The sequence below is a fragment of the Streptoverticillium olivoreticuli subsp. olivoreticuli genome (assembly GCF_003391135.1).
In the GTDB taxonomy this organism is placed as follows: Bacteria; Actinomycetota; Actinomycetes; order Streptomycetales; family Streptomycetaceae; genus Streptomyces; species Streptomyces blastmyceticus.
Map to the genome: position 1 here is coordinate 6,582,244 of NZ_CP031455.1, position 24,633 is coordinate 6,606,876.

At 71.0% G+C, this 24,633-nt stretch carries 21 protein-coding genes and 1 riboswitch; of the genes, 12 read left to right on the top strand and 9 right to left on the bottom strand.

Annotated features, from left to right (window positions below):
* Nucleotides 1-161 precede the first annotated feature (161 nt).
* From DXZ73_RS29295 to glgX, 3 genes are read right to left on the bottom strand one after another with little or no spacing between them, the layout of a single operon-like run.
* Nucleotides 162-2,006, bottom strand: a complete 1,845-nt coding sequence (locus DXZ73_RS29295; protein ID WP_116214014.1) for an ABC transporter ATP-binding protein — start codon at nucleotides 2,004-2,006, stop codon at nucleotides 162-164.
* A complete protein-coding gene (locus DXZ73_RS29300; protein ID WP_425315925.1) occupies nucleotides 2,003-3,817 on the bottom strand; it encodes an ABC transporter ATP-binding protein in 1,815 nt (604 codons plus the stop codon). The genes DXZ73_RS29295 and DXZ73_RS29300 overlap by 4 nt, the downstream gene beginning before the upstream one ends.
* Before the next feature lie 59 nt (nucleotides 3,818-3,876).
* On the bottom strand, nucleotides 3,877-6,309 hold the full coding sequence (glgX, locus tag DXZ73_RS29305; RefSeq protein WP_116214016.1) for a glycogen debranching protein GlgX: 2,433 nt from the start codon (nucleotides 6,307-6,309) through the stop codon (nucleotides 3,877-3,879).
* Nucleotides 6,310-6,701: 392 nt separating this feature from the next.
* Between glgX and DXZ73_RS29310 the strand changes: the two genes are divergently transcribed.
* From DXZ73_RS29310 to DXZ73_RS29330, 5 genes are all read left to right on the top strand, one after another.
* The gene (locus tag DXZ73_RS29310) at nucleotides 6,702-7,910 is read left to right on the top strand and encodes a L,D-transpeptidase (RefSeq protein WP_116215937.1); all 1,209 of its coding nucleotides are present in this window, start codon (nucleotides 6,702-6,704) and stop codon (nucleotides 7,908-7,910) included.
* A 122-nt stretch (nucleotides 7,911-8,032) separates the two neighbouring features.
* Nucleotides 8,033-8,800 (top strand): enoyl-CoA hydratase/isomerase family protein, encoded by a 768-nt coding sequence (locus tag DXZ73_RS29315; protein WP_116214017.1) that lies wholly within the window; start codon nucleotides 8,033-8,035, stop codon nucleotides 8,798-8,800.
* A gap of 313 nt (nucleotides 8,801-9,113) precedes the next feature.
* The gene (locus tag DXZ73_RS29320; protein ID WP_116214018.1) at nucleotides 9,114-9,617 is read left to right on the top strand and encodes an ATP-binding protein; all 504 of its coding nucleotides are present in this window, start codon (nucleotides 9,114-9,116) and stop codon (nucleotides 9,615-9,617) included.
* A 409-nt stretch (nucleotides 9,618-10,026) separates the two neighbouring features.
* Nucleotides 10,027-10,536: an N-acetylmuramoyl-L-alanine amidase gene (locus DXZ73_RS29325; RefSeq protein WP_205519255.1), complete on the top strand. Its 510-nt coding sequence runs from the start codon at nucleotides 10,027-10,029 to the stop codon at nucleotides 10,534-10,536.
* Between the two features lie 38 nt (nucleotides 10,537-10,574).
* Nucleotides 10,575-10,799: an EF-hand domain-containing protein gene (locus tag DXZ73_RS29330; RefSeq protein ID WP_116214020.1), complete on the top strand. Its 225-nt coding sequence runs from the start codon at nucleotides 10,575-10,577 to the stop codon at nucleotides 10,797-10,799.
* Nucleotides 10,800-10,829: 30 nt separating this feature from the next.
* Here the strand turns inward: DXZ73_RS29330 and DXZ73_RS29335 are convergent, their stop codons facing one another.
* The 6 genes from DXZ73_RS29335 to gcvT form a co-directional block, all read right to left on the bottom strand.
* The gene (locus tag DXZ73_RS29335) at nucleotides 10,830-11,138 is read right to left on the bottom strand and encodes a hypothetical protein (RefSeq protein WP_116215938.1); all 309 of its coding nucleotides are present in this window, start codon (nucleotides 11,136-11,138) and stop codon (nucleotides 10,830-10,832) included.
* Nucleotides 11,139-11,195: 57 nt separating this feature from the next.
* The gene (locus DXZ73_RS29340; protein ID WP_116214021.1) at nucleotides 11,196-11,744 is read right to left on the bottom strand and encodes a hypothetical protein; all 549 of its coding nucleotides are present in this window, start codon (nucleotides 11,742-11,744) and stop codon (nucleotides 11,196-11,198) included.
* A gap of 108 nt (nucleotides 11,745-11,852) precedes the next feature.
* Nucleotides 11,853-13,235, bottom strand: a complete 1,383-nt coding sequence (locus DXZ73_RS29345; RefSeq protein ID WP_116214022.1) for an L-serine ammonia-lyase — start codon at nucleotides 13,233-13,235, stop codon at nucleotides 11,853-11,855.
* Nucleotides 13,236-13,361: 126 nt separating this feature from the next.
* A complete protein-coding gene (glyA, locus tag DXZ73_RS29350) occupies nucleotides 13,362-14,624 on the bottom strand; it encodes a serine hydroxymethyltransferase (RefSeq protein ID WP_116214023.1) in 1,263 nt (420 codons plus the stop codon).
* Between the two features lie 44 nt (nucleotides 14,625-14,668).
* The gene (gene gcvH / locus DXZ73_RS29355; protein ID WP_116214024.1) at nucleotides 14,669-15,043 is read right to left on the bottom strand and encodes a glycine cleavage system protein GcvH; all 375 of its coding nucleotides are present in this window, start codon (nucleotides 15,041-15,043) and stop codon (nucleotides 14,669-14,671) included.
* A 78-nt stretch (nucleotides 15,044-15,121) separates the two neighbouring features.
* The gene (gcvT, locus tag DXZ73_RS29360) at nucleotides 15,122-16,237 is read right to left on the bottom strand and encodes a glycine cleavage system aminomethyltransferase GcvT (protein ID WP_116214025.1); all 1,116 of its coding nucleotides are present in this window, start codon (nucleotides 16,235-16,237) and stop codon (nucleotides 15,122-15,124) included.
* A 147-nt stretch (nucleotides 16,238-16,384) separates the two neighbouring features.
* A riboswitch (glycine riboswitch) is annotated at nucleotides 16,385-16,482 on the bottom strand.
* 153 nt (nucleotides 16,483-16,635) lie between these two features.
* On the opposite strand from gcvT, the gene DXZ73_RS29365 reads away from it, so the two are divergent.
* The 7 genes from DXZ73_RS29365 (at nucleotide 16,636) to DXZ73_RS29395 (ending at nucleotide 24,628) form a co-directional block, all read left to right on the top strand.
* The gene (locus tag DXZ73_RS29365) at nucleotides 16,636-17,289 is read left to right on the top strand and encodes an AAA family ATPase (protein WP_425315877.1); all 654 of its coding nucleotides are present in this window, start codon (nucleotides 16,636-16,638) and stop codon (nucleotides 17,287-17,289) included.
* A 201-nt stretch (nucleotides 17,290-17,490) separates the two neighbouring features.
* Entirely contained in the window at nucleotides 17,491-18,288 is a 798-nt protein-coding gene (locus tag DXZ73_RS29370) for an enhanced serine sensitivity protein SseB (protein ID WP_116215939.1), read from the top strand.
* 156 nt (nucleotides 18,289-18,444) lie between these two features.
* The gene (locus DXZ73_RS29375; protein ID WP_116215940.1) at nucleotides 18,445-19,242 is read left to right on the top strand and encodes an enhanced serine sensitivity protein SseB C-terminal domain-containing protein; all 798 of its coding nucleotides are present in this window, start codon (nucleotides 18,445-18,447) and stop codon (nucleotides 19,240-19,242) included.
* Nucleotides 19,243-19,582: 340 nt separating this feature from the next.
* A complete protein-coding gene (locus DXZ73_RS29380; protein WP_116214027.1) occupies nucleotides 19,583-20,581 on the top strand; it encodes an ABC transporter permease in 999 nt (332 codons plus the stop codon).
* 58 nt (nucleotides 20,582-20,639) lie between these two features.
* Nucleotides 20,640-22,403: an ABC transporter substrate-binding protein gene (locus DXZ73_RS29385; protein WP_116214028.1), complete on the top strand. Its 1,764-nt coding sequence runs from the start codon at nucleotides 20,640-20,642 to the stop codon at nucleotides 22,401-22,403.
* Between the two features lie 99 nt (nucleotides 22,404-22,502).
* Nucleotides 22,503-23,516: an ABC transporter permease gene (locus tag DXZ73_RS29390; protein ID WP_116214029.1), complete on the top strand. Its 1,014-nt coding sequence runs from the start codon at nucleotides 22,503-22,505 to the stop codon at nucleotides 23,514-23,516.
* A 23-nt stretch (nucleotides 23,517-23,539) separates the two neighbouring features.
* Nucleotides 23,540-24,628 (top strand): ABC transporter ATP-binding protein, encoded by a 1,089-nt coding sequence (locus DXZ73_RS29395; RefSeq protein ID WP_425315926.1) that lies wholly within the window; start codon nucleotides 23,540-23,542, stop codon nucleotides 24,626-24,628.
* The last annotated feature ends 5 nt before the right edge of the window (nucleotides 24,629-24,633 follow it).

Here is a 24,633-nt window from a genome sequence, read left to right on the forward strand (position 1 = left end):
CCCCCGGGGTGCGCAAAGTCAGCCCGTCCGGCGTTTGAGGACGTGCCCGAAGGGCGCTCCGCCGCAGGCGCAACGGACCCGCGGCCGGGGGTCTGGGGCACGAGCCCCAGTTCGGGGAGGGGCGGGGAGGGGAACAGAGCCCGCCGCAGGCGTGACGGTGGCTACACCAAGCTGTCCCGCCAAGCCCGGTGCAGGTCCGCGAAGCGGCCCGTGCCGGCGATGAGTTCCTCGGGTGTGCCGTCCTCCACGACGCGGCCGTCGGACATGACCAGGACCCGGTCCGCGATCTCGACCGTCGACAGGCGGTGCGCGATGACCACGGCCGTGCGCCCGCGCAGCACCGTCCGCATCGCCGCCTGCACCGCCCGCTCGCCGGGGACGTCCAGCGAGGACGTGGCCTCGTCGAGGATGAGGACCGCGGGGTCCGCGAGGAGCGCGCGGGCGAACGCGACCAGCTGGCGCTGGCCCGCGGAGATGCGGCCGCCGCGCTTGCGGACGTCCGTGTCGTAGCCCTCCGGGAGCGCGGTGATGAAGTCGTGCGCGCCGATGGCCTTCGCCGCCCGTTCCATCTCCTCGCGGGTCGCTCCGGGGCGGCCGATGGCGATGTTGTCCGCGACCGTGCCGGAGAACAGGAAGGACTCCTGGGTGACCATGACGACCCCGCGGCGCAGCTCCGGCACGGCCAGGTCGCGCAGCGGCACGCCGTCGAGCCGGACCTCGCCCTCGGTCGGGTCGTAGAAGCGGGCGAGCAGCTTGGCGAGCGTGGACTTGCCGGCGCCGGTGGAGCCGACGACGGCCACCGTCCGCCCGGCGGCCAGGGTCAGGTCGAAGCGGGGCAGCACCTCGCCGCCCGTACGGTAGGCGAAGCGGACCCCGTCGAAGACGACCTCGCGGCCGGGGCTGCCCGCGGGCCGCTCGGGCAGCGGCCTGGGGTGGGCGGGCTCGGGGACGGAAGGTCGCTGGGCGAGCAGACCGGCGATCTTCTCCAGGGACGCGGCCGCCGACTGGTAGGAGTTGAGGAACATCCCGAGCCGGTCGATCGGGTCGTACAGCCGCCGCAGATACAGCACCGAGGCGGCGAGCGCGCCGAGCGCCAGCTCGTCCGAGGCCACCCGGTAGGCGCCCCACAGGACGATCGCCGCGAGCGCGGTGTTGGCCACCAGCCGGGACCAGAAGATATAGCGGGCCATCTCCAGCATCGCGGCCGCGTTGGACCGCCGGTGCCGGGAGTTGAGCCCGGCGAAGTGCGCCTCGTTGGCGCGCTCCCGGCGGAAGGCCTGCACCGGCCGGATCCCGTTCATCGTCTCGGTGAACTTCACGATGACGGCGGCCATCGCCGTGGACCGCTCGCCGTAGACGACCATGGCACGGCGCTGGTAGGAGCGCACGAACAGATAGAGCGGGGCGATCGACAGCACGGCCGCGCCGCCGATGCCCCAGTCGAGGTAGAGCAGCGTCACCGAGACGTACACCACCGACAGGGCGACGGCGATGAGCTCCTGGAGGCCGTCGTTGAGCAGCTCGCGGATCGACTCGACGTCGGTGGTGGCACGGGAGATCAGCCGGCCGGAGGTGTAGCGCTCGTGGAAGTCGACGCTGAGCGACTGCGCGTGCCGGAAGATCCGGCCGCGCAGGTCCAGGAGCATGTCCTGGCCGATGCGGGCGGACAGCCGTATGAAGGCCAGTTGGAGGAGGCCGGAGGCCAGCGCGCAGAGCGCGTACCCGACGCCGACGGCGACGAGCGGGCCGTGGTCGCCGTGGCGCACGGCGGGCACCCCGCGGTCGATGGCGTACGCCACCAGCAGCGGCCCCGCCTGGACGGCGGCCTGCTGGAGCAGCAGGACGAGGACGGTGAGCCGGACCGCGCCGCGGGCGGGGGCGAGGAGCGAGCGCAGCAGTGCGCGGGAGGCGCCCTTGGGCGCGGGCAGGACGTCCTGGCCGACGGGGTCGTCGGCGGCCGTCCGCCCGGTCTCCTCGGACTGCTGCTCGGGGGCTGTGGTGGTCATCGCCGCGGCCCTCCCTGATATGCGTGGTCGTCCTGGCCCGACATGAGTGACGCGTACTCCTCGCTGCCGCGCAGCAGTTCGTGGTGGGTGCCGACCGCCGTGATGCGCCCGCCGGACAGCAGCGCGACCCGGTCGGCGAGCAGGACGGTGGACGGGCGGTGGGCGACGACCAGGGCGGTGGTGGTGGCGAGCACGTCGCGCAGCGCCGCCTCCACCAGGGCCTCGGTGTGGACGTCGAGCGCGGAGAGCGGGTCGTCGAGGATGAGGAAGCGGGGGGACCCCACGACCGCGCGGGCCAGCGCGAGGCGCTGCCGCTGACCGCCGGAGAGGCTCAGCCCCTGCTCGCCGACCTGGGTGCCGGGGCCCTCGGGCAGGGCGTGCACGAAGTCCGCCTGGGCGACGGACAGGGCCCGTACGAGATCGGCCTCCCGGGCGTCGGCGGCACCCATCAGCACGTTGTCGGCGACGGTGGCCGAGAAGAGCGTGGGGTCCTCGAAGGCTATGGAGACGAGCTCGCGCAGCCGCTCGCGGGGGAGCGTCGCGATGTCCCGGCCGTCGAGGGTGATGCGCCCGGCGGTCGCCTCGTGGAGGCGGGGGATCAGCGCGGTGAGGGTGGTCTTGCCGCTGCCCGTGGTGCCGACGAGGGCCATGGTCTCGCCGGGCCGGATGTGCAGGTCGATGCCGCGCAGCACGGGCGGGGACCCGGCGGGCGCGTCGGGATAGCGGAACTCCACGCCCTCCAGCCGGAGTCCGTCGCGGTCGGGCATGGACGTGTCGGCGGCCGCCGGTCTGTCCCCGGTCCGGTCCGGAACGGGCCCGTCCGCGGGCACGGGGCTGTCCAGCACCTCGAAGAAGCGGTCCGCGGCCGTCGCCGACTCGTTGGTCACCGCGAGCAGGAACCCCATCGACTCCACCGGCCAGCGCAGCGCGAGCGCCGTCGACAGGAACGCCACCAGGGTGCCCGCGGAGAGAACGCCGTCGGCGACCTGGACCACCCCGAGCAGCAGCGCCGCCCCGATCGCCAGCTCAGGCAGGATCATGATCAGCGCCCAGAGCGACCCCAGCAGACCCGCCTTGCGCAGCTCCGTCGACCGCAGCCGGCCGGCCAGCCCCATGAACGAGCGCTCCTGCCGGTGGTGCCGGCCGAAGCCCTTGATGATGCGGATGCCGAGGACGCTCTCCTCGACGGCCGTCGTCAGATCGCCCACCTGGTCCTGCGAGGTGCGCGCGGCCCGGGAATAGCGCTCCTCGAACAGTGAGCAGAGCACGACCAGCGGCACCACCGGCGCCAGCAGCACCAGCCCCAGCACCCACTGCTGCATCAGCAGGATGACGAAGCCGACCACGATGGTCACCCCGTTGACCAGGAGGAAGGTCATCGGGAACGCGAGGAAGATCCGCAGCAGCATCAGGTCGCTCGTGCCGCGCGACAGCAACTGCCCCGAGGGCCAGCGGTCGTGGAAGGCCACGGGCAGCCGTTGGAGACGGCCGTAGAGGTCCGCCCGCATGTCCGCCTCGACGCGGGCCAGCGGGTGGGCGATCAGCCGACGGCGCATCAGGAACAGCGTCGCCTCCGCCGCGCCGAGAACCAGCAGCAGGGCGCCGCCCAGCCATACGCCCGACGGGTCGCGGCCGGCGACCGGGCCGTCCACCATCCACTTCAGCACGAGGGGTATGACGAGGCCGATGCAGGACGCGACGACCGCTACGGCGGCCGCGGCGAACAGTGAGGCGCGGACGGGGCGGACGTAGGGCCACAGTCGCAGTAGGGAGCGGGCGGGGGAGCGCGGGGTTCCTCGGGTATCAACCATCATGAGTGAGCGTACGGTTGACCACTGACACCGCTCACGCGGTTTTTTGGCGCAACCACTCACCTCGTAGCTGGGGGACCGGGGTCTGGGGCGGAGCCCCTCACGCGGCGGAGCCGCGTATCGGATGCAGCTGGGAAGGGGCGGGGCAGGGGAGAGGCCGCCGGGACGGCCCGCAGGAGGAGCACCGAGCGGGGCCGCACGGCCACAGGCGCGCCGGCGGGGCGGCGCACCCCCGGTGCCACGGCCTGCCGCTCCAGCGCCGTGTTCACGAGCAGTTCGTACGCCGAAGCCCACGGCGCCCCCGGCAGTGTGAACCGCACCGGCCCCGGCCCCGCGTGCAGCACCGTCAGGAAGCTGTCGTCGACGACCGGTTCGCCCTCCGGGCCGCGCCGGGGGATGTCCCGGCCGGAGAGGAACATGCCGAGCGTCGCCGTCGGCGCGTACCAGTCGGCCTCGCTCATCTCCGTGCCGTCCGCCGTGAACCAGGCGAGGTCCCGCAGCCCGTCCGCTCCCTGGGGGCGGCCGGAGAAGAAGGAGCGGCTGCGCAGCACGGGGTGGGCGCGGCGCAGCGCGAGGAGCCGGCCGGAGAGCTCGGCCAGTTCCCGCCAGCCGGGGTCGTCCAGGAGGGACCAGTCGACCCAGCTGGTCTCGTTGTCCTGGCAGTAGGCGTTGTTGTTGCCGCCCTGCGTGCGGCCCATCTCGTCCCCCGCCACCAGCATGGGCACGCCGGTGGACAGCAGCAGGGTGGTCAGCAGGTTCCGTAACTGCCGCCGCCGCAGCGCGAGGATCGCCGGGTCGTCGGTCGCGCCCTCGGCGCCGCAGTTCCACGAGCGGTTGTCGCCGGTGCCGTCGCGGTTGCCCTCGCCGTTGGCCTCGTTGTGCTTCTGCTCGTAACTGACGAGGTCGCGCAGGGTGAAGCCGTCGTGCGCGGTGATGAAGTTGACGGAGGCGTAGGGCCTGCGGCCGCCCCAGGCGTAGAGGTCGCTGGAGCCCGACAGGCGGTAGCCGAGATCCCGTACGTCCGGCAGCGCGCCCCGCCAGAAGTCGCGCACGGCGTCGCGGTAGCGGTCGTTCCACTCCGTCCACAGCGGGGGGAAGGCGCCCACCTGGTAGCCGCCCGACCCCACGTCCCACGGCTCGGCGATGAGCTTGACCCGGCGCAGCACCGGGTCCTGGGCGATGACCGCGAGGAACGGCGAGAGCATGTCGACATCGTGCATGGACCGGGCCAGCGCCGCCGCCAGGTCGAAGCGGAAGCCGTCGACGCCCATCTCGGTGACCCAGTAGCGCAGCGAGTCGGTGATCAGCCGGAGGACGTTCGGCTGCACCACGTGGAGGGTGTTGCCGCAGCCGGTGTAGTCGGCGTAGCGGCGGGCGTCGTCCTGGAGGCGGTAGTAGCGGCGGTTGTCCACGCCGCGCAGGGAGAGCGTCGGCCCGAGCTCGCCGCCCTCCGCCGTGTGGTTGTAGACGACGTCGAGGATGACCTCGATGCCCGCCGCGTGCAGGGCCCGCACCATCCGCTTGAACTCGCCCACCTGCCGGCCGCGCGTCCCGGTGGCCGCGTAGGCGGCGTGCGGCGCGAAGTAGCCGATGGAGTTGTAGCCCCAGTAGTTGCGCAGTCCGCGCCGCAGCAGGTGGTCCTCGTGCGCGAAGTGGTGCACCGGCAGCAGCTCGACCGCGGTCACCCCGAGGCGCACCAGATGGTCGACGGCCGCGGGGTGCGCGAGCCCCGCGTAGGTGCCGCGCAGCCGCTCCGGGATGCCGGGGTGGCGCATGGTGAAGCCGCGCACGTGCAGTTCGTAGATGACCGAGTCGGCCCACGGCGTCTTCGGCCTGTGGTCGTCCGCCCAGTCGTCGCCGTCCGCGACGACGACGCCCTTGGGGACGTACGGGGCGGAGTCGCGGTCGTCGCGCACGGTGTCGGCGACGTACTGCTGCGGCCAGTCGCGGACGTGTCCGTACACCTCGGGAGGAAGTGTGAAATCCCCGTCTATCGCCCGTGCGTAGGGGTCGAGGAGGAGCTTGGCGGGGTTCCAGCGGGCGCCGGTCCAGGGGTCCCAGCGGCCGTGCACGCGATAGCCGTAGCGTCGGCCGGGCCGCACGCCCGGCACGAAGCCGTGCCATATCTCGTGCGTCAACTCGCCCAAGGGGAGGCGGGTTTCGCCCTCCAGGCGCGGCTCGCCGTCGGGGCCGGTGCCCGGCTCGTCGTCGAACAGGCACAGCTCGACGGCCTCCGCCCCGCCGGCCCACAGGGCGAAGTTCGTCCCCGCCACCCCGTCGGCGCCCACGCGGTACCGCGCGCCCAGCGGCTCCGAGCTGCCCGGCCGCACCGCCGGGCCGTCAGGGGCCCGGCCCTCCGGCCGCCGGTGGCCGTTGACGCCGGACACGGCGGGCGGTGTCGCACCGCCGTCCGTACGGGGCCGGGCGGGGGCGCGTTTGAACCGGTCGTCCCGCTCCGCCCGTTCCGCCCCTTGCTCGGGTGCGCTCGACACGTCTTCGCCTCCGGCGGCTCTCGGCCGGCGCGCCGGGCACCCGGCTTCCCGTGCCGGGTGTCGGCGGCCTTGTCCTTCCCCCAGTTCTGCCCAGATCCACGCACGCGCTCACCCGCGTGATCGGATGCGACAGGTGTGCGGAACTCGGACAGGGGCCGCACCGCCCGGTGGTCAACGGCGGGTCTGTGGCCGGTTTAAGATGCCTCGATTCGGCCACGGCTCACCCCTCATGCGTACGCCTCGCACCACCGTTCTCATTTGCTGCGGAACGGTGACATTCCCGGGCCATGCACTGTCGGTGGCGTGTGGTTATCTATCGCCATGCGCGTGCTGACGCGCTCAGGGGGCGCCGCGTGGCCGCGGGCCGTGCGAAGGGGAGACAACCGTTGAACATGCAGCTGATATCGAGAGGGCGCGCGGGCCGCAAGGGCCTGTTCGCGCTCCTGCTCGGAGCGCTGTTGCTGCTCGTCACCGCCTGCGGGGGTGACGGTGACACCAAGAAGGACGACGCCAAGAAGGACGACGGCAAGCCGTCGAAGGCCGTGGTGGCGATCGCGCCCAAGGACGGCGCGACCGACGTGGCGACGAGCGGCGCGCTCAAGGTCACCGCGGATCAGGGCACCCTGACCTCCGTCAAGGTCGCCGACGCCAAGGGCGCCACGGTGGACGGCAAGATAACCGACGGCGGCGCGGCCTGGGAGCCGACCGCCCACCTGGGCGCCTCCACGAAGTACACGGTGGACGCGCTGGCGAAGGACAAGGGCGGCCGGACGTCCGCGAAGCACGCGACGTTCACCACCCTCACCCCGCAGAACACGTTCGTCGGCTACTTCACGCCGGAGGACGGCAGCACGGTCGGCGTCGGCATGCCCGTGTCGCTCAATTTCAGCCGCGGGATCACCGACACCAAGGCCGTCGAGCGGGCCGTCAAGGTGACCGCCGAGCCCTCGGTGCCCGTCAAGGGCCACTGGTTCGGGAACGACCGCCTCGACTTCCGCCCCGAGAAGTACTGGGCCGCGGGCACCAAGGTGACGCTGGAGATGAACCTCAACGGCGTCGAGGGCCGTGACGGCGTCTACGGCACGCAGAACAAGACCGTGAAGTTCACCGTCGGCCGCAGCCAGGTGAGCACGGTGGACGCCTCCAGCCACCAGATGACGGTCGAGCGGGACGGCAAGCAGCTCAAGACCGTCCCGATCTCGGCCGGCGCCCCGGGCCACTCGACGTACAACGGCCGGATGGTCATCAGCGAGAAGTACGAAGTGACGCGCATGGACGGCCGCACGGTCGGCTTCGGCGGCGAGTACGACATCTCGGACGTGCCGCACGCGATGCGCCTGTCGACCTCCGGCACCTTCATCCACGGCAACTACTGGTCGGGCGAGGGCACCTTCGGCTCGGAGAACGCCAGCCACGGCTGCGTCGGGCTGTTCGACCAGCGCGGCGGCGGCGACCCGTCCACCCCGGCTTCGTGGTTCTACGACAACTCCCTCGTCGGCGACGTCGTCGTGGTCAAGAACTCCAACGACAAGACGATCGCGCCGGACAACGGTTTCAGCGACTGGAACATGTCCTGGTCCGAGTGGACCGCCGGGAGCTGACGCCCCCTTCCCCTCGACGGCTCCGCGGCCCGGCGCACTGTGTGACCAAGTGCACCGGGCCGCTCGCCGTGCGGCCACTTCCCGGGGCAGACCCCCGGGAACCCTGAAGCTAACCTGCTGTCATGACTGTGCATCTTGAGGCTGCCGAGGGCGTCGGGACCATCCGGCTGGACCGTCCGCCCATGAACGCGCTCGACATCGCCACCCAGGACCGGCTCCGCGAGCTCGCGGAGGAGGCGACCCGCCGCGCGGACGTGAGGGCCGTCGTGCTGTGGGGCGGGGAGAAGGTGTTCGCGGCCGGCGCGGACATCAAGGAGATGCAGAAGATGGACCACGCGGCCATGGTGGCCCGGTCCCGCGGCCTCCAGGACGCCTTCACCGCCGTCGCCCGCATCCCCAAGCCCGTCGTCGCCGCCGTCACCGGCTACGCGCTCGGCGGCGGCTGCGAGCTCGCGCTCTGCGCCGACTACCGCATCGCCGCGGACAACGCCAAGCTCGGCCAGCCGGAGATCCTGCTCGGCCTGATCCCGGGCGCGGGCGGCACCCAGCGCCTCGCCCGGCTCGTCGGCCCGTCCAAGGCCAAGGACCTCATCTTCACCGGCCGTCAGGTGAAGGCCCCCGAGGCGCTGGAGCTCGGCCTCGTGGACAGGGTCGTGCCGGCCGCGGAGGTCTACGAGCAGGCGCACGCGTGGGCCGCGAAGCTGGCCGCCGGGCCGGCGCTCGCGCTGCGCGCCGCCAAGGAGGCGGTGGACACCGGCCTGGAGACCGACATCGACACCGGGCTCGCCATCGAACGCAACTGGTTCGCGGGGCTGTTCGCCACCGAGGACCGGGAGATCGGGATGCGCAGCTTTGTCGAGGACGGGCCCGGCAAGGCCAAGTTCGTCTGAAAATCGTCGGGTTGGGACGGATCGCCGCGGGGTCGCCGAGTGCTCGGCGGCCCCGTCGTCATTGCTCCGGCATGACGGGCGGTTGCCCCTTGTGGGGGAATTCCCCGAGGTGTGCGAACGCCTCGAAATGACCTTGTTCCATGCGCTGAGCGATCATCTGTGCACCTGAGGTCACCGCAGGTCAGTCGCCATTTTCTGATCGACTGGCTGCCCATGGCATATGTCGCGGAGCGGCGTTGGAGGCATGGATTCCGCTCCAGCGAATCCCTTCGTTCCAGCCCACGGCGTCTTTACGGCGGCCATGATGGGGTGCATGGCGGGCCTGGAAGGAACGGATCAGCCGCGGCAGCGAACCGGCACGGCCGCTGTGCGCTGGATGCCGTCCGTAGAGGATGAACTGGCGCTCAAGGCGCTCGATCTGTTCGGCGACCCCACGCTCGGCGAAGTCCAGCTGCCCTCCCGCCCGGAGTCGGCGGTCGCCGCGCGGCGGCTGACGCAGTCCGTCGTGCTGCGCCACTGGGGGCTCTCCGCCCAGCTCGCGGAGCACGCCGTGCTGCTGGTCTCCGAGCTGGTGGGCAACGCCGTCCGGCACACCGGGGCGCGCTTCTTCGGGCTGCGGATGCTGCGCCGCCGCGGCTGGTTGCGGATAGAGGTGCGCGATCCGTCCCGCGGGCTGCCCTGTCTGATGCCGGTGCACGAGCTCGACACGAGCGGGCGGGGCCTCTTCCTGGTCGACAAGCTCTCGGACCGCTGGGGCGTGGATCTGCTGGCGCGCGGCAAGACGACGTGGTTCGAGATGAGGGTCGCGGACCGCTGAGCGCGGTGCCCCTCGGGGACCGGGAAGCGCGGAGACCGGGAAACGCAGAGGCCCCCATCCGTCGGTATGCGACGGGCCGGGGGCCTCTGCGTGCGGCCGCGGAGAATTGGGGTGTGTTCCGCGGCCGGATGAAAACGACCTGGCCCGGGTCAATGGGGGTCGTGACCTCGACTATGGCAGACAGTCGCGTTCAAGCCAAAGCGGCTATCGGGTCAGATTCGGGCAATTCAGGAGAGAGTTCTCGATAATCAAAGGTGAGCTGCAACACCCGCCTTACATTCCATGAATGAACCGGCAAGTAGCCCTATTTTTATGCAGACTCCATGTCGGTTCTTGCGGGTCGGGGCGTTCTGGAGTGTCATGTCCCCGCCGGACTGCCGACCGGTGTGCCCGCCACCCGGGAGCCCCCATGGACGAAGACCCCACGACCGCCGCCTATCCCCCCACCCACTGGATACCGGCCGACGGCGCCAACTACACGGTCTCCAGCCGCCCCACGGCCCATCCGATCGACCACCTCGTGATCCATGTGACCCAGGAGACCTTCGGTGACGCGATGAAGATCTTCAAGGACCCCCGGGCCAGGGTCTCGGCGCACTACATGGTCGCCTCCGCGGACGGCTACATCGGCCAGTTCGTCCGCGAGAAGGACATCGCCTGGCACGCGGGCAACTGGGACTACAACACCCGCAGCATCGGCATCGAGCACGAGGGCTGGATCGACCGCCCCGAATACTTCACCGACGCCATGTACCGCTCCTCGGCGCTCCTCGCCGCCGCCGTCTGCGCCCGCTACGGCATCCCCACGACCCGCGACCACATCATCGGCCACGTCGAAGTGCCCGGTTCCACCCACACCGACCCCGGCCCGCTCTGGGACTGGGACCGCTATATCGGCCTGGTGATCAGCGGCGGCTAATCTGTGCCGGTCACACCAGCACACAAGGGGAGGCCCACATGGCCGACATCGAGACGCGCCAGGCCGAAGCACGCAAGGCGTTCGACCGGTTCGACGCGAACGGGGACGGTCTGATCACCGCCGCCGAGTACAAGAGCGTGATGGCTCAGCTCGGCGACTTCAACGTCACCGAGACCGTGGCGCAGGCCATCATCAACAAGAAGGACGGCAACGGCGACGGCGTGCTGTCCTTCGAGGAGTTCTGGGCCTCCCTCAACGGCTGACCCGGCCCCGCACGGACCCCGGCTCGCGGGTCAGCGCCAGCCCCGCCGCTGCGCACTGGCCCGCCGCCGCCGGTCGTTGCACAGCAGGCACCGGCCCCAGCCCGGCGGCAGCGGGTCCTCCTTGTCGCCGTACAGCGGGTCCACGGGCCCCTTGGGGTGCTCCGCGCACGCCGTCGTGCCTATCCCGGCCCCCAGGGCGCCGGCCGCGGCCAACGCCCGGCGCAGGGCGTCGAGAAGCTGGTCGGCCTCATGGGGCGCCGGGGCGGCGTCGAGGGCGAAGGCGATGTCCGAGGCGGTGCTGAGCGCGCTCTGGAGTTCGCGCAGGTCTGCGTAACTCATGCTGGAGAGCGTACGCGCCACCACTGACAACGCCTTCCGCGTCGCATCGGGCCCTGCTCAGACCCCGGTCAGCGCCCAGCCGCGGTCCGCCGGGACGGAGGCCGCGTCACGCGCCTCCCGCACCCCCTCGCCCTTCGCCGACCGGGCCGCGCCCGCGCGGTGCGAATCCTGCGCCCAGATCCGGCCGTCCGCCTCGGACACGACCTTGCGCAGGCCGCCGGGGGCGGCCTGCGCGGTGCGGAACCGCTGTTCCGGCTCGTCCGCGTCGCACAGCGCGGTGACCAGTTGCGAACCCTGCCGGTCGATGCAGCGGTACGGCTCGGCCACCGACGAGAACTGGTGGGTGGCCGGGCTGTAGATCCAGGACTGCCGGTCCGGCGTGCTCGTGTCGCACGCCTGGAGCGCCACCAGCCAGGGCCGCGCCGCGCCGCGGGGGTCCCGGTAGCCGGAACCCTCCGCCGTCAGGCAGCCCCCGTACGCGCCGCTGTGCATCCGTACGGCCGAGGAGGGCGCCGCCTCGGGCGCGGCGACGGCGGAGGGCGCCGCGAGACCGAGGGCGGCGGCGGTGCCGAGGATCGCGGCAGTGGCGCGGGCATGGTGGCGCATGGCTGGGGCTCCTCGTGGTGGGACGGAACGAGGGCGCCGACATTACTTACAGAAGTCACACAGTGACACACTGATTCCAGCCATGATCCCCAAGCGGGGAGCGCCGGTTCAGCACTCGATGACGTTGACCGCGAGCCCGCCGCGGGCCGTCTCCTTGTACTTGACCTTCATGTCCGCGCCCGTCTCCTTCATGGTCTTGATGACCTTGTCGAGGGAGACGTGGTGGCGGCCGTCGCCGCGCAGGGCCATGCGGGCGGCGGTGACGGCCTTGGCCGCGGCCATGCCGTTGCGCTCGATGCAGGGGATCTGGACCAGGCCGCCGACCGGGTCGCAGGTCAGGCCCAGGTTGTGCTCCATGCCGATCTCGGCCGCGTTCTCGACCTGCTCGGGCGAGCCGCCGAGCACCTCCGCGAGGCCGCCGGACGCCATCGAGCAGGCCGAGCCGACCTCGCCCTGGCAGCCGACCTCGGCGCCGGAGATCGAGGCGTTCTCCTTGAAGAGCATGCCGATCGCGCCCGCGGCGAGCAGGAAGCGGACGATGCCGTCCTCGTCCGCGCCGGGCACGAAGTTCATGTAGTAGTGCAGCACGGCCGGGATGATGCCCGCGGCGCCGTTGGTGGGGGCGGTCACGACGCGGCCGCCCGCGGCGTTCTCCTCGTTGACGGCCATGGCGTAGATCGTGATCCACTCCATCGCGCGGGCCTGCGGGTCGCCCTCGGCGCGCAGCTGGCGGGCGGAGTTGGCCGCGCGCCGGCGCACCTTGAGGCCGCCGGGGAGGATGCCCTCGCGGGACATGCCGCGGGAGACGCACGCCTGCATGACGCGCCAGATCTCCAGGAGGCCCTCGCGGATCTCGGTCTCCGTGCGCCAGGCCTTCTCGTTCTCCAGCATCAGGGCGGAGATCGACAGGCCCGTCTCGCGGGACATCCGCAGCAGCTCGTCACCCGTGCGGAAGGGGTACTTCAGCACGGTGTCGTCCAGGACGATCCGGTCCTCGCCGACCGCGTCCTCGTCCACGACGAAACCGCCGCCGACGGAGTAGTACGTCTTCTCCAGCAGGGGTGCGCCGGTCTCGTCGTAGGCGAAGAGGGTCATGCCGTTGGCGTGGTACGGCAGGGAGCGGCGGCGGTGCAGGATCAGCTGGGTCGACTCGTCGAAGTCGATCTCGTGGGTCGAGCCGATCTCCGCGCCGAGCAGCCGCAGCCGCTTCGAGGAGCGGATGCGCTCGACCTCGTCGTCCGCGGTCTCCACGTCGACGGTGCGGGGGGAGTGGCCCTCCAGGCCGAGCAGCACGGCCTTGGGGGTGCCGTGGCCGTGCCCGGTGGCACCGAGCGAGCCGAAGAGCTCGGCCCGCACGGACGTGGTGTGGGCCAGCAGCCCCTCGTTCTTCAGCCGCCGCGTGAACATCAGCGCGGCGCGCATCGGGCCGACCGTGTGGGAGCTGGACGGGCCTATGCCGATCGAGAAGAGATCGAATACGGAGATGGCCACGGTGGCTGCTCCCTCTGGTCGGTGGTACGGAGGATGGTGCGGGGTCGCTATGCGGTTCGGGGCACCGGGCTCACCTTCCAGTGTGCCCAGTGCCCCGTACCAGCGGGTGAATCGGGTCCTGCGGTGTTACTTCAGACCGGCGTACAGCGGGTGCTTGTCCGCCAGGGCCGTGACGCGGGCGCGGAGCGACGCGACGTCGTAGGACGGCTTCAGCGCCTCGGCGATGATGTCCGCGACCTCGCGGAAGTCCTCGGCCTGGAAGCCGCGGGTGGCCAGCGCCGGGGTGCCGATCCGCAGACCCGAGGTGACCATCGGGGGCCGCGGGTCGTTCGGAATGGCGTTGCGGTTGACCGTGATCCCGACCTCGTGGAGGCGGTCCTCGGCCTGCTGGCCGTCCAGCTGCGAGTTGCGGAGGTCCACCAGCACCAGGTGCACATCGGTGCCGCCGGAGAGGACGGAGACGCCCACCTCGGTGACATCGGCCTGCATCAGGCGCTCGGCCAGGAGCTTCGCGCCCTCCAGCGTACGCTGCTGGCGCTCCTTGAACTCCTCGCTCGCGGCGACCTTGAAGGAGACGGCCTTCGCGGCGATCACGTGCTCCAGCGGACCACCCTGCTGACCGGGGAAGACGGCGGAGTTGATCTTCTTGGCCAGTTCGGCCGTGGAGAGGATCACACCACCGCGGGGGCCGCCCAGCGTCTTGTGGGTGGTCGTGGTGACGACGTGCGCGTGCGGCACCGGGGAGGGGTGCAGCCCGGCGGCGACGAGACCCGCGAAGTGGGCCATGTCGACCATCAGGTACGCGCCGACCTCGTCCGCGATCCGGCGGAAGGCCGCGAAGTCCAGCTGGCGCGGGTACGCCGACCAGCCGGCGACGATCAGCTTCGGGCGGTGCTCCTTGGCGAGGCGCTCGACCTCCTCCATGTCGACCAGGTTGGTCTGCTCGTCGACGTGGTAGGCGACCACGTTGTAGAGCTTGCCGGAGAAGTTGATCTTCATGCCGTGGGTCAGGTGCCCGCCGTGGGCGAGGTTCAGACCCAGGATGGTGTCGCCGGGGTTGAGCAGCGCGAACATCGCGGCCGCGTTCGCCTGCGCACCGGAGTGCGGCTGGACGTTCGCGTGCTCGGCGCCGAAGAGCGCCTTGATCCGGTCGATGGCGATCTGCTCGACGACGTCGACGTGCTCGCAGCCACCGTAGTAGCGGCGGCCCGGGTAGCCCTCGGCGTACTTGTTGGTGAGGACCGAGCCCTGGGCCTCCATGACGGCGACCGGAGCGAAGTTCTCCGACGCGATCATCTCGAGGGTGGACTGCTGGCGGTGGAGTTCGGCGTCGACAGCGGCGGCGACGTCGGGGTCGAGCTCATGGAGGGAGCTGTTCAGAAGCGACATGAGTTCTTCCTGGACTTCCTGGGCGGGAGGAGGGCGGGGCGGGATCAGCCGGCGAAGGCGGTGTACTCGTCGGCGGACATCAGGTCCCCCGGCTCGTCCGTGATCTTCACCTTGAACAGCCAGCCGCCCGCGAAGGGGGCGGAGTTCACCAGCGCGGGGTCGTCCACGACGTCCTGGTTGGCCGCTACGACCTCGCCGGTCACCGGGGAGTAGAGGTCGCTGACCGACTTGGTCGACTCCAGCTCGCCACAGGACTCACCCGCGGTGACCGTGTCGCCGACCGCCGGGAGCTGGGCGTAGACGACGTCGCCGAGCGCGTTGGCCGCGAACTCGGTGATGCCGACCGTCGCCACGCCGTCCTCGGCGGCCGACAGCCACTCGTGCTCCTTGCTGTAGCGCAGCTGCTGGGGGTTGCTCATGGCTTGATTCTCCTGGATGCGCGTGGGTGCTTGTGCAACGGGTATTGACAGGTGAGACGGAAAGGGCTCGGGGAGGGGTCAGCGCTGCCGCTTGTAGAAGGGCAGGGCGACGACCTCGTACGGCTCATGGCTGCCGCGAATGTCCACGGATACGTCATTTGTACCGGGCGCGGAGTGTGCCGCGTCGACATACGCGATGGCGATCGGCTTGCCGAGCGTGGGGGAGGGGGCACCGGAGGTGACCTCGCCGACGACCTCGCCGCCGGAGACCACCGGATATCCGGCGCGCGGCACCCGGCGACCCGTCGCGATCAGGCCGACCAGCTTGCGCGGCGGGTTGCTCGCCGCGCGCTCCGCGGCGGCGGCGAGCGCCGCCCGGCCCACGAAGTCGCCCTCCTTGTCGAACTTCACGACCCGGCCCAGGCCCGCGTCGAAGGGCGTGGTGCCGGTCGTCAGCTCGTGCCCGTACAGCGGCATGCCCGCCTCCAGGCGCAGCGTGTCGCGGCAGGAGAGGCCGCACGGCACGAGACCCGCCCCGGCGCCCGCGTCGGTCAGCGCCTGCCAGAGCTTCTCGGCGTCGGCCGGGGCGACGAAGAGCTCGAAGCCGTCCTCGCCGGTGTAGCCGGTGCGCGCGATCAGCGCGGGCACGCCCGCGACGGTGCCCGGCAGGCCCGCGTAGTACTTGAGGCCGTCCAGGTCGGCGTCCGTCAGGGACTTCAGGATGCCGGGGGACTCGGGGCCCTGGATCGCGAGCAGCGCGTACGCGTCCCGGTCGTCGCGCACGGCCGCGTCGAAGCCCGCCGCCCGCTCGGTCAGCGCGTCCAGCACCACCTGCGCGTTGGAGGCGTTGGCGACGACCATGTACTCCTCGCCGGCGAGGCGGTAGACGATCAGGTCGTCCAGAATGCCGCCGTCCTCCTGGCAGATCATGGTGTAGCGGGCGCGGCCGACGGCGACGCCGCCGATGTTGCCGACGAGGGCGTGGTCCAGCAGGGCGGCGGCCTGCGGTCCGGTCACCGTGATCTCGCCCATGTGGGAGAGGTCGAAGAGCCCGGCGCGGGTGCGCACCGCGAGGTGCTCGTCGCGCTCGCTGCCGTAGCGCAGGGGCATGTCCCAGCCGGCGAAATCGGTCATCGTGGCGCCGAGCGCGCGGTGCAGCGCGTCGAGGGCCGTACGGCGAGGGGCATCAGTCATGGTGTGGGCTCCCAGGCATGGCGGTGAGGACGTCCTCCCCATCTGTCATCGGAACCTGAGAGGTTCACCGGGAGCGTCGGCGACGAGCGCGTCCTCGGCTTGCACCTTGGGTGGGACCGCACAGGGCGGCCCGCTTTTCAGATCTGCCTCACCCACGCGGTACGGGGCCTGAGAGATTCAAGGGAGGAACTTGCTCCTTCGGCGTCCAGCACATGAAGTGGCTGGAACTCTCCCGCGTGGATTCGAGCGGCCGGTATGCAATTGGGTACGCAGTTGGCGCGCACATCATTGCACGGACCGGCGCGTGAGGGACTGCCCACCGCCCTCTCAATTGGATTACCTTTTCTTTACGTTCCGTGGGTACGGGGCAGGGGCCGGGACGGGGGAGGGCGATCGGCGTGCGGACGCGAAGTACGGACGTGGGGCGGGCGGAGGCCGCGTCGCCCGGGTGCGCGGTGACGCCGGCGGGGGTGGTGGATCTGCGCGGCGGCGCCGGCCGCGCGGAGCTGCGGTATCCCGCGGGGGATCTCGTCATCGTCTCCGGGCTGCCCGGCAGCGGGAAGTCCACGCTCATACGCAGGGCCGTGCCCGCGCTGGACGGGCGCGGGGAGGTCGTCTGGTGCGTCGACTCGCAGGACTCCCGCGAGCGCCTGGAGTGCCGCACGCCGCACCGGCTGCCGTACGGGGCCTACCGGCCGGTCGTGCGGGCCGTCCACTACGCCGCCCTGCGACGGGCGCTGCGCTCCGGCGCGAGCGCGGTCGTGCACGACTGCGGGGAGCGGAGCTGGGTGCGGCGGTGGGCGGTCCGCGCCGCGCGGCGGCGCGGGGGCGGCGTGCATCTGGTGGTTCTCGATGTGCCGGTGGGCACGGCGCTCGACGGGCAGCGGGCGCGCGGGAGGGGGGTGTCCTCCCGTGCGTTCCGGCGGCACCGGGCGGCGATGACGGCGCTTCTCGCGGAGGCGGCCGCCGGGGGCCTGCCGCACGGCATGGCATCGGCCGCCCTGCTGGACCGCGCGGCGGTCGACACCCTGCGGCGAGTCACCTTCGGCTGACCGCCGGCTCCGGCCGCGTCGCGTTGTCCTCGGCCCCTCTCCGGACTCCGGTCCCGCGCCTGCGGGGCGAAGGGGCGCCCGCCGCAGGCGGAACCGTGCCGATTCCGGCGGCCGACGGGAGCGGACGGGGGCGCAGCCGTTAGGGTTCGGTTGCGGCTTTGTCGATACGGTGGTTGGACGGCGTTGGGCGAGTTGGACGAGATGAGCATCCCCGAGCAGTACGGTCGGCCCGCGGCCCCGGCCGGTGCCCCCCTGGGCGGCCTCCCCGAGGGCTGGCCCGCCAATGAACTCGAAGCGGTGCTCACCGCCTCCCTGGGCGTGCCCGGCGCCGGTGCCCGCATCGTCGAGACGCTCGGCCGCAGCCATCTGTGGGTGCCGCTGCCGAACGGCGGCGGACCCGACAGCCGGGACCTCGACCTCCCCACCCTGGAGCTCGACGGCGCCGCCTATGTGCCGGTGTTCAGCTCCGAGGCGGAGTTCCTGCGGGTCGTCGGCGACCGGATGTCCTTCACTGTGGCACCCGCCGTCGAATTCGCCCGCGGCCTGCCCCCGCAGGTCGGCATCGCGGTCAACCCCGAGGGCGCCGTCGGCGCGCCCCTCCCGCCGCCCGCCGTCGCCGAGCTGTGCCGGGCGGGCCGCACGCTCCTGGACGGCGACGCCACCGGCGGCCGGGTGCGCCTCTTCGAGCCGGACTGGCAGGACGAGCCCACCGGCTTCCTCGCCGCCGCCGGGCTGGAGTTCGCGGCGGCCAAGGTCGTGCGGACCGCGCGCCGGGCGCTCGCCAGCGTCGAGGGCGGCGCCCCCGCGCTGTTCGTCGGCGTCGAGCTCGACCTGCCCGACCCCGGCAGCCGCGAAGCCGTCATGGCCGCCCTCGGCCGGGCGCTGGGGACCGCCCCCGTGGCCTGGCCCGTGCAGCTGGTCTTCCTCGACGTGGCGCGGGACCCGGTCGGTGACTGGATGTCGGCGCAGGTCCGCCCGTTCTACGACCGTGACCTGTGACTCCACCCATGCCCGCCGCCGCGGGCTCGTAAGCTGGTTGGATGACCGGACCGGGTGCGCTGCCGCGCCCCGGGGCACAGGAGTAAGCGGCCGGGAGACGGCCGAGAGAAGAGGCGGACCCAGGTGAGCGCGGGCGCGGAGAGCGGCGTGGAGCAGATGCTGCGCCAGGTGGCGCCCGGTCGGTACGACACGTACGAGGCGCTCCTGCAGGCACTGGCCGAGGGCAGCGTCTGGATGCTGCTCTGGCACGGCCAGGCGGGCTCGCCCGACGCGCAGTACGGCAACATGGAGGTCGACGGCCTCGGCTACGCCCCGTGCGTGACCTCCGCGCAGGAGCTCGCCGCCAGCGGCTGGAACCGCGCCCACGCCGTCGTCCCCGGCCGCGCCGTCGCGAGCTCGCTCTACCCCGACCGCTGGGGCCTGTGGCTCAACCCGCACGCCCCCGGCGGCGGCGTCGGCGTGCCCTGGCTGGACCTGCGGCGGATCGCGTCCGGACTGGACCGGCTGCCCGCCGGGCCGCTGCACCTGACCGAGCCGGCCCTGGAACTCCCGCAGTTCTACGCCCTGCTCGGGCAGAACGCCCACCGCACCCCCGCGGTGCGGGCGCTGCGCCGCGCCTGGGTGCAGCCCGCGCTGGGCGCCCCCTATCTGGCCATCGGCCTCGATCTCTACGACGGCTCGCAAGCCGCCGTGGAATCGGTGCGGCTGATGATGCGCCAGTCGATCGGCGCGGTCCCCGAGGGGCTGCCGGTCTCCACGGTGGCGATGTCGGACGAGCACGACCCGGTCGCGATGTGGATGCGCGCCAACACCCGCCCCTTCTTCGACCGCGACGTCCACGGCGGGGCCCCGGCCGCGCCGTCCCCCGCCGGGGGCTACGGCTATCCGCCGGTCGGCTACCCCGGCGGCGCCGCGCAGGGCCGGCAGCCGGGCACCGCCCCGCAGGCGTACTGAGCGGGTCCGTTCCGCCCTTGTCCCAATATGCTTGTAGGCGGCACGAGTTGCCGTCCGGCAGGTAATGATCCGCTCACTGACGCCTGGCGTTCGGATAACGGAAGCCGACTGGTCAGATCACGGTTGCGCATCCATTCCCGGCCAGGGCTGGCGGGTGATCGCGACCGCGTTGAAGACTCCCGCTCCAAGGGACGTCGCTCCTGCGTACGAACCCTCTTTTGTGACCTTCCGCTCCACCGGTACCAACTGCACCAGTTTGCACGTGTACATGTGAGATCCAAGCCGCCGTCAGCGGCGGGCGTGGGCCGGTCACCCCCGGCCGAGAGGGGTCAAAGGCACTGTGACCGCACCTATCGAGACCACCGGGGCGGCTGCCGGGGCGCAGCCCGAGGCCGTACTCGCCGGGGCCAGGAAGAGCCAGATCGAGGGGCGTTCGCTCACCCAGATCGCCTGGATCCGCTTCAAGCGCGACAAGGTCGCCGTCGCGGGCGGCGTCGTGGTGGTCCTGCTGATCCTGCTCGCCGTGCTGGCCAAGCCGATCGAGTCGGTTTTCGGACTCGATCCCAACCAGTTCCACCAGGACCTCATCGACCCCGAACTGCTCGCTCCCAAGAGCGGTTTCGGCGGGATGAGCTGGGAGCATCCGCTGGGCGTCGACCCGCAGTACGGGCGCGACATCCTGGCCCGCATCATCGAGGGCTCCTGGGTCTCCCTGATCGTCGCCACCGGCGCCACCGTGCTCTCCGTGGTGATCGGCACCGTGCTCGGTGTCGTCGCGGGCTTCTACGGCGGCTGGGTGGACAGCGTCATCAGCCGGATGATGGACACCTTCCTCGCCTTCCCCCTCCTGCTGTTCGCGATCTCCATCTCGGCGGCGCTCCAGGACGGCGCGTTCGGCCTCTCCGGTCTGCCGCTGCGTATCTGTGTGCTGATCTTCGTGATCGGCTTCTTCAACTGGCCCTACATGGGCCGGATCGTGCGGGCGCAGACGCTCAGCCTCCGGGAGCGGGAGTTCGTCGAGGCGTCCCGCAGCCTCGGCGCGCGCGGCCCGTTCATCCTCTTCCGGGAGCTGCTGCCCAACCTGGTGGCGCCGATCCTCGTCTACTCCACCCTGCTGATCCCGACGAACATCCTCTTCGAGGCCGCGCTCAGCTTCCTCGGCGTCGGCATCGCCCCGCCGCAGGCGTCCTGGGGCGGCATGCTCACCAGCGCGACGGACCTCTACCAGGCCGATCCGCAGTACATGTTCGTGCCAGGTCTCGCCATCTTCATCACGGTGCTGGCATTCAACCTGCTGGGCGACGGGCTGCGGGACGCCCTCGACCCCCGCAGCAAGTGATCCGCGGCGACCTTCCGTCCACCGCGCCACAACCATCCACAGAGGGGGTTTTCCTCAGGTGAAGACAAGAAAAGCGGCGACGGTGCTCGCCACCGCCGTGGTGCTGGCGCTGGGGGCGTCCGCGTGCAGCAGCAGCAGTTCGAAGAGCGATGGCGGCAAGGGCGGCGGGGACAAGAACGCGGTCGCCGACGCCGCCCTCACCTCGATCGTCAACAAGTCCGACAAGAAGGGGGGAACGGCCACCTACGAGGTCTCGGACGTGCCCGACTCCCTCGACCCGGGCAACACCTACTACGGCTGGGTGCAGAACTTCTCCCGCCTCTACGGCCGCACGCTCACCAGCTTCAAGCCCGCCGCGGGCAAGGAGGGCCTGGAGGTCGTCCCCGACCTCGCCGAGTCCCTGGGCAAGCCGAGCCCGGACGCCAAGACCTGGACGTACAAGCTGCGCGCCGGGGTGAAGTTCGAGGACGGCACGCCGATCACCTCGAAGGACGTCAAATACGCCGTCGAGCGCAGCAACTTCGCGCCCGCCGCGCTGTCCAACGGCCCCACCTACTTCAAGGCGCACCTGGAGGGCGGTGACAAGTACCAGGGCCCGTACAAGGACACGTCGCCCGAGGGCCTGAAGTCCATCGAGACGCCCGACGACCAGACGATCGTCTTCCATCTCAAGGACGCCTTCGCCGACTTCGACTACCTCGCGACCTTCTCGCAGACCGCCCCCGTGCCGCAGAAGGCGGACAAGGGCGCCGACTACGTGAAGCACATCGTCTCCTCCGGGCCGTACAAGTTCTCCTCGTACGAGGAGGGCAAGGGCGCGACGCTGGAGCGCAACCCGCAGTGGGACAAGAAGACGGACTCCATCCGCCCGGCCCTCCCGGACAAGATCTCGATCAAGTTCAAGATCCTCCAGCCGACCGTCGACAACAGCCTGCTCAACGACAGCCTGACCGCCGACGCGGCCGGGACCGGTGTCGCCCCGCAGACCCAGCCGAAGGTCCTGGGCGGCAAGTACAAGAAGCAGACCGACAGTTCGTACGCCGGTGCCAGCTCGTACATCGGCCTGAACGTCCACGTGAAGCCGTTCGACAACATCCACTGCCGCAAGGCGGTCCAGTGGGGCATCGACAAGGCCTCGGTCCAGCAGGCCCAGGGCGGCGACCCCAAGGGCGACGTCGCCTCGACGCTGCTGCCGCCGACCGTCAACGGCTACTCGAAGTTCAACCTGTACGAGACGCCGAACAGCTCCGGTGACATCGACAAGGCCAAGGACGAGCTCAAGCAGTGCGGTCAGCCGAACGGCTTCGAGACCAACCTGACGGCCCGTTCCGACCGCCCGGCGGAGATGGCCATGGCCACCGCGGTCCAGGCGTCGATGAAGAAGATCGGCATCACGGCGAACATCAAGACGTTCCCGACCGGCAAGTACTTCACCAACTTCGTGGGCGTGCCGGACTACGTCCACAGCCACAACCTGGGCATGATCATGACCGCCTGGGGTGCCGACTGGCCGACCGGCTTCGGCTTCCTCGACCAGATCGCCAACGGCTCGGCCATCAAGCCCTCCGGCGGCAACAACGTCCAGGAGCTGGACGACCCGCAGATCAACAAGGCGCTCAACGACGCCATCGGCAACACCGACGCGGCCGCCCGCACCAAGGCGTGGGGCGACATCGACAAGATGATCGTCGACAACGCCTCCGCGGTGCCGCTGATCTACCGCAAGAACCTGCTCTTCCGGCCCGATTCCGCGACCAACGTCACGGTCACCCAGGCCTACCTCGGCATGTACGACTACCTGCTGATGGGCTCCTCCAAGTAGCAGCGGGCCAGCCCGCCGAGATTTTCGAAAGGCAGGTGAAGGTACAGGCGTCCGCCGGCCGGAACACCTCCGGCCGGCGGACGCCGGTGCCGCACAGCTGTGGCTGCGTACATCATCCGACGCCTGTTCGCCGCGGTCCTACTGCTGCTGGTGGTCAGCGCAGTCACCTTCGCGATCTTCTTCCTCGTCCCCCGCATCGCCGGGCAGACCGTCGACCAACTGGCCGCCCAGTACGTGGGCAAGGACGCCAACGCCGACGCCATCGCCGCGGTCAAGAAGAACCTCGGCTTCGACCAGCCGATCTACGCCCAGTACTGGCATTTCATCAAGGCCGTCGTGGCGGGCGCCGACTACAAGTTCGGCCCGGACGCCTCCCACTGCGCCGCGCCCTGCTTCGGCTACTCCTTCAAGAGCCACGTCGAGGTCTGGCCGCAGCTGACCTCGCGCATCCCCGTCACCCTCTCGCTGGCGATCGGCGCCGCCGTGATCTGGCTGATCTCGGGGGTGGCCGTCGGCGTGCTCTCCGCGCTCAAGCGGGGCACCTTCTTCGACCGCTTCTTCATGGGCGTGGCCCTGGCCGGCGTCTCCCTGCCGATCTTCTTCACCGGCATGCTGGCCCTGGGCATCCTCACCGTCCAATGGCCCGTGTGGGGCTCCGGGATCAACTACGTGAGCTTCACCGACAACCCCGCGCAGTGGGCGTGGAACCTCCTCGTCCCCTGGTGCAGCCTCGCCTTCCTCTACTCCGCGCTCTATGCCCGGCTCACCCGCGCCGGGATGCTGGAAACCATGAGCGAGGACTACATCCGCACGGCCCGCGCCAAGGGCCTGAAGGAGAGCACGGTCGTCGCCAAGCACGGACTGCGCTCGGCCCTCACCCCGATCGTCACCATCTTCGGCATGGACTTCGGCCTGCTGCTCGGCGGCGCGGTCATCACCGAGACGGTGTTCTCGTTCAAGGGCATCGGCGAATACGCCGTCAAGGGCATCCAGGACAACGACCTGCCCATTGTGATGGGCGTGACCCTGGTCGCCGCCTTCTTCATCGTCCTCTGCAATCTGCTGGTGGACCTGGTCTACGCGGCCATCGACCCCAGGGTGAGGTACTCGTGAGCGAGCTCGACAAGGAACAGCGCGTGAGCGCGGACGCGGCCGTGGGCGAGCCCGTCGCCACCCCTCCGGCCGACGGCACGGACGCCTTCCTCTCCGTGCGCGACCTGCGCATCCACTTCGACACCGACGACGGCCTGGTGAAGTCCGTCGACGGCGTGAGCTTCGACGTCCAGGCCGGGAAGACGCTCGGCATCGTCGGCGAATCGGGCTCCGGGAAGTCCGTGACCTCGCTCGGCATCATGGGCCTGCACCGCACGTCGAAGGCCCTGATCTCCGGCGAGGTGTGGCTGGACGGCGAGGAGCTGATCTCCGCCGACCCCGACCATGTGCGCACCCTGCGCGGCCGGAAGATGGCCATGATCTTCCAGGACCCGCTGTCGGCCATGCACCCGTACTTCACCGTCGGCGCCCAGATCGCCGAGGCCCACCGGGTGCACCACAAGTCCGACCGCAGGACCGCCCGGAAGCGCGCCGTGGAGATGCTCGACCGCGTCGGCATCCCCGAGCCGCACCGCCGCGTCGACGACTATCCGCACCAGTTCTCCGGCGGCATGCGCCAGCGCGCCATGATCGCGATGTCGCTGGTGAACAACCCCGAGCTGCTGATCGCGGACGAACCGACGACCGCCCTCGACGTCACCGTCCAGGCCCAGATCCTCGACCTGATCCGCGACCTCCAGAAGGAGTTCGGCTCTTCGGTCATCATCATCACCCACGACCTGGGCGTGGTCGCCGAACTGGCCGACAGCATCCTGGTGATGTACGGCGGCCGGTGCATCGAACGCGGCCCCGCCGAGAAGGTCTTCTACGAACCCCGCCACCCCTACACCTGGGGACTCCTCGGCTCCATGCCGAGGATCGACCGCGACCAGACCGAGCGGCTGATCCCCGTCAAGGGCACCCCGCCCAGCCTGATCAACGTGCCGTCCGGCTGCGCCTTCAACCCCCGCTGCCCCTACGCCGACGTCCCCGAGGGCGGCATCACCCGCACCGAACGGCCCGAGCTGCGGCTGGTCTCCGGCGAGGGCGACGGCCGGCACTTCTCCGCCTGCCACATGTCCCAGGAGGAGCGGACCCGCATCTGGACCGAAGAGATTGCGCCCAAGCTGTGAAGGAC